The sequence below is a fragment of the Streptomyces sp. NPDC057638 genome (assembly GCF_042800315.1).
GTDB lineage: Bacteria > Actinomycetota > Actinomycetes > Streptomycetales > Streptomycetaceae > Streptomyces.
This window is the reverse complement of record NZ_JBHVHF010000473.1, coordinates 1-4,166: the sequence shown is the minus strand read 5'-3', so window position 1 is coordinate 4,166 and position 4,166 is coordinate 1. Positions and strand designations below refer to the sequence as shown.

Annotated in this window: 3 protein-coding genes; 2 read left to right on the top strand and 1 reads right to left on the bottom strand. The window is 73.5% G+C overall.

The genetic code is table 11. From position 1 onward, the window contains the following. Positions 1-76 precede the first annotated feature (76 nt). Positions 77-688 (bottom strand): hypothetical protein, encoded by a 612-nt coding sequence (locus ACFVIM_RS33465; protein ID WP_384309650.1) that lies wholly within the window; start codon positions 686-688, stop codon positions 77-79. Between the two features lie 171 nt (positions 689-859). Between ACFVIM_RS33465 and ACFVIM_RS33460 the strand changes: the two genes are divergently transcribed. Continuing rightward, on the top strand, positions 860-2,572 hold the full coding sequence (locus ACFVIM_RS33460) for a helix-turn-helix domain-containing protein (protein ID WP_384309646.1): 1,713 nt from the start codon (positions 860-862) through the stop codon (positions 2,570-2,572). A gap of 531 nt (positions 2,573-3,103) precedes the next feature. Then, positions 3,104-4,126, top strand: a complete 1,023-nt coding sequence (locus ACFVIM_RS33455; protein WP_384309643.1) for an endonuclease/exonuclease/phosphatase family protein — start codon at positions 3,104-3,106, stop codon at positions 4,124-4,126. The last annotated feature ends 40 nt before the right edge of the window (positions 4,127-4,166 follow it).

Sequence of the window (4,166 nt, the reverse complement as noted above, 5' to 3'; positions counted from 1 at the left end):
CGCGGGGTGCGGGGCGAGACGGGGTGCGCCCCGGTCCGGGCACGGGGCCGGGGCCGGGGGCAGCGCGCGCCGCGCGTCAGTAGAGCTTGGCCACCGAGGTCCGCGCGGTGGTCTTGAAGGCGCCCAGCGGCGCGGAGGCGAGATTCCCCAACTGGCCCCAGCCGACGATCGTCACCGTCTTCCCGTCCCGTCCCACCGAGTACAGCGCCACGTCGGCGGTCCCCGCCGCGGGCACCTGGGTCTCCAGGCTGTAGACCCGGGCCCCCTCCTCGATCGCGATCGGGCCCTCGTCGCTGGTCGCGCCGACCAGACCCGGGGTCTCGCGCTCCAGCCGGTTGATGCAGTCCATGATCACCGTGTTGGCCTTGGTGACCAGCGCCTTGGCCTGGGCCTCGGTGGCGGCGACCGTGATCGTCTGATGGGCCCGGGTCTCCAGCTCGGTCTGGAAGTGCCGCTGCTTGCTGGTGGCGGCCGACAGGATCCCCTCGGTGCAGGCGTCGGGCGCCACGCCCGGCCGGACCGTACCCGCGCTCCACGGCGTCTCGGCGGCGGGCAGCTGCGAGGCCGACAGGAACGCCGGTGCGGGCGCGGCGGCCGTGGCGGCGGTGGCCAGGGCGGGCGTGGCCACCGCCAGGCCGAGAGCGGCGGCGGTCAGGGCGGCGAAGTGGAGCTTGTGCGGCTGGTTCATGAGGTTCCCCCTCGGTCGGTGGTGCGGTCGAACGGCCATCAGCTTGTGCGGCCCTCACTCCCGACACCAAGCGGATCGGGCCCGATGGGACAGTGGAACCATTCCACCCCCTCTGACGTGGGATAACGCAGGGGGGTGAGATGCCCCCTGGGATGATTTGGGGGAGAGACGGTGGGTCAGACAGAGCGCGCGGACGAGGCGTTCGCCCGGAGGCTGAGCGAGCTGAGGGAAGGGTCGGGGCGCAGCTATGGCGCGCTGGCCCGCCGGGTGGGAGTCAGCGCGTCCACCCTCCACCGCTACTGCGTGGGCCGGACCGTGCCGGTGGAGTTCGCCCCCGTGGAACGGCTGGCCCGGCTCTGCGGCTGCGGTCCCGGGGAACTCCACGCCCTCCACCGCCTCTGGCTGCTGGCCACCACGGTCCGCCACCAGGCCGACGGCTCCGCCGCGGCGGACGCGGCGGCCGGTGCGGACGCTGGTGTTCCGGGGAGTGCTCCGGCGGGCGGCCGTGCCGATGCCGTGGCGGACGTCCCGGCCGGGGTGTCCCCCGGCGCGGAAGCCTCCGGTACGGGGGACACCCCCGCCGGTCATCGTTCCCCCGGCGGCGCCGCCTCGGGCGCCACGGTGGAGAGCGCGATCGGTGGTGTGTCGTCGGCCTCCCGCGCGTCCGTTGTCCTCGGGTCCGCACCGGAGGAGCCGGGACCCTCGTCCGGGGAGTCCGGGGAGTCCGGGGAGTCCGGGGAGTCCGGGGAGTCCGGGGAGTCCGGGGAACCCAGGGAACCCAGGGAACCCAGGGAACTTAAGGAAGGGGAGCGGCGACGGGCACCCGAACCGGCGCGGCCCGCGTCCGGGGGCGGGGGTGGACCGGAGGGGCCGTCCGGCCCCACCGGAACCGCGCCCGGGGACGGGAACGAGCCGGAGCGGCGGTCCGGTCCCGTCGACACCCCGGCCGACCTCGCTCCCGCCGAGACCGTTCCCCTCCCGCCGGAGACCGGTCCCGGGTCCGTTCCGCCGGTCCCGCCGGGCGACGCGCCTCCCTCCTTCCCACCGGACGCCGCACCCGTACTCCTCCCACCGGACGCCGGGAACGCGGCCAGCCCCGTCCCGTCCCCGTCCGGGCGCTGGCGCCGCTGGCGCGGTGGCTTCTTCGCGGCGGCACTGGTCCTCGCGGTCGCGCTGGTGGCCCTGGCCGCCTTCGACGGGGCACCCCGGGCCAAGGGGGAGAGCGAGCGGCGGGACGGCGAGGCGCGAGCCCGTACCCAGGCGCCCCTGAGTGTCGGTGTCAACCAGCACATCTGGCTGTACGGCTGCCAGCACTCCTATCTCGTGGACCGCCCGCCCACCTCCGTACCCGTCCCGCCCGCCGAATCGGGCGCCGCGTCCTGGAGCCGGGCGCTGGGCGCGCGGCACGCGGGGAAGACCCTCGTCCGGGTCACCGTGCAGGGCCGGGGCGAGGAGACCGTGGTGCTCCAGTCCCTGCGGGTACGGGTGACCGAGCGGCGCGCGCCCCAGCGAGCCGGTGCCGTCTACCAGATGAGCATGGGATGCGGTGGCGCGATGACTCCCCGGATGTTCGAGACGGATCTCGACCGCCCCCGCCCCCTCGTGCGCTCCCTGGCGGGCAATGACACGGGGACCGACCTCCCCGCGGTCGCCCTGCCCTACCGGGTCTCGGCACGGGACCCGGAGATCCTGCTGGTCAACGCCCGGGCGGCGGCCTGTGACTGCGACTGGTACCTGGAGTTGGAGTGGAGCAGCGGGGAGCGCTCCGGGACGCTGCGTGTCGACGACGGGGGACGGCCCTTCCGCACCACGGGCGTCTCCGGGCGGCCGGTGTACGCGTACGACGACATCGCCCGCCGCTGGATCCCCGCGCAGAACTCCTAGGCGGGGTCCGCGAAGTCCCGCCGTCCTCCCCTGAGGCGAAGTCCGGGGAGGGGCTCGCGGCGTCCAGTGCTGGGGGACCCCCACCCGCGGGCTCCGCCCGGGGGCACCCCCACCCGTGCCCGCGGGGCCCAGGGGGAGCCGGGCGCCGGGGCGGGATGTCGCGGACACGGCCTGGAAGGTGGTGTCCGGGGTGGGTCGGCGGTGGATCGGTGGGGCCGGGCCGTGCGCTCGCCGGAGGTCACCCGTGCCGCCGTGATCGACCCCGGGGGCGATGGCCGCGACCCGCCCATCCGGTCGACCAGCGCCCGCCCTGGCCGGGGCACCCCCCGTTGGTGCCCCGGCCGCGCGTCTCACAACCATCGTGCACGATCACCCCGCCGTGCGTTCGCCCAGTTCAGGCCGCGTTCTGGCGAATCCTCGCGGCTTGACTGTGTTGATCATGGCTGTCCAGAATCGCGGTCTGTGTGACGACTCGTCGAACGGGGCGTCGGCACAGGGACACAGCGAAGCAGTGAGAAATCAGGGGGAATCATGGGCAGAATTCGGGCCCTCGTGCCAGCGCTCGCCACGGTGCTCGGCCTCATGGCCGGGGTGGCACCGGCCGGTACCGCCTCGGCCGCCACCGCCACCGTTCAGACTCCGGCCGCCACCGCACCGGCTCCGGCCGGAACGGCCGCGTACAAGGTCTGGCACTGGAACGTCTCCGGTCACGAGGTCGACAGGGGGGCCACCACGAATGGTCTGGTCGACGCGGTCCTGGCGTCCGTGCAGCAGCAGAACCCCGACTTCATCTCCCTGAACGAGATCTGTCCCAACCAGTACACCGCTGTCCTCAAGGGTCTCCAGAAGGCTGGGTGGCCGAACCAGGACGCGATGACCAATTTCGCCCGCTTCGAACCCGTGCCCGAGGCGAACGCCGACCTCTGCGGGGATGACCCCACCGGGCAACCCGACGCGGACCCGTACGGTGTCGCCCTGTTCAGCCGGTTCAAGCCCAGCGGTACCGACCGGATCACCCTGCCCTTCGACGGGGAGAAGGAGCGCAAGCTGCTCTGCGTCCCCATCGCCCAGCTGACCGGCGGCCCCAACGGCCTGAGGTTCTGCACCACGCACATCACGTACCACTTCGCGCATGAGCAGGCCCAGCTGGACGTGGTGCGGAGCCGGATGGAGCAGTGGACGCTGGACGGCGGCACGGTGATCACCGCCGGTGACTTCAATGTGCAGCCCCATGAGGACAAGCTCAACGGCTGGTACGCGCCCTCGGCCGACACCACCCACAACGGTGGCAACTCAGGGATGTTCCGTGAGCTCGACGATCTGGACCCGGTCTGCCCCGGGTGGGGTGAGCAGACCACCGAGGGAGGACTGGGCGGCCTGTGCGGGCAGCGGGGCAAGGTGGACCTGATCTTCGCCGCGGAGAGCCGACTGGCGTCCTATGACGCGGACGCCCACCCGATCGGCCCGGACCGCTGCAAGAACGGCTCCCAGCAGCTCGTCCGCTGCTCCAACCACCGCATCACCACCGCCACCGCCACGGTCCACACCCCGTAGCCGTAGCCGCCCGTGTGGTGGAGAGGGTCTCGTCGGCGCG

Bases quoted from the DNA above. Each gene is read 5' to 3' on its own strand.
- ACFVIM_RS33455 (WP_384309643.1), top strand. From the start codon at position 3,104: ATGGGCAGAATTCGGGCCCTCGTGCCAGCGCTCGCCACGGTGCTCGGC.
- ACFVIM_RS33465 (WP_384309650.1), bottom strand. From the start codon at position 688: ATGAACCAGCCGCACAAGCTCCACTTCGCCGCCCTGACCGCCGCCGCT.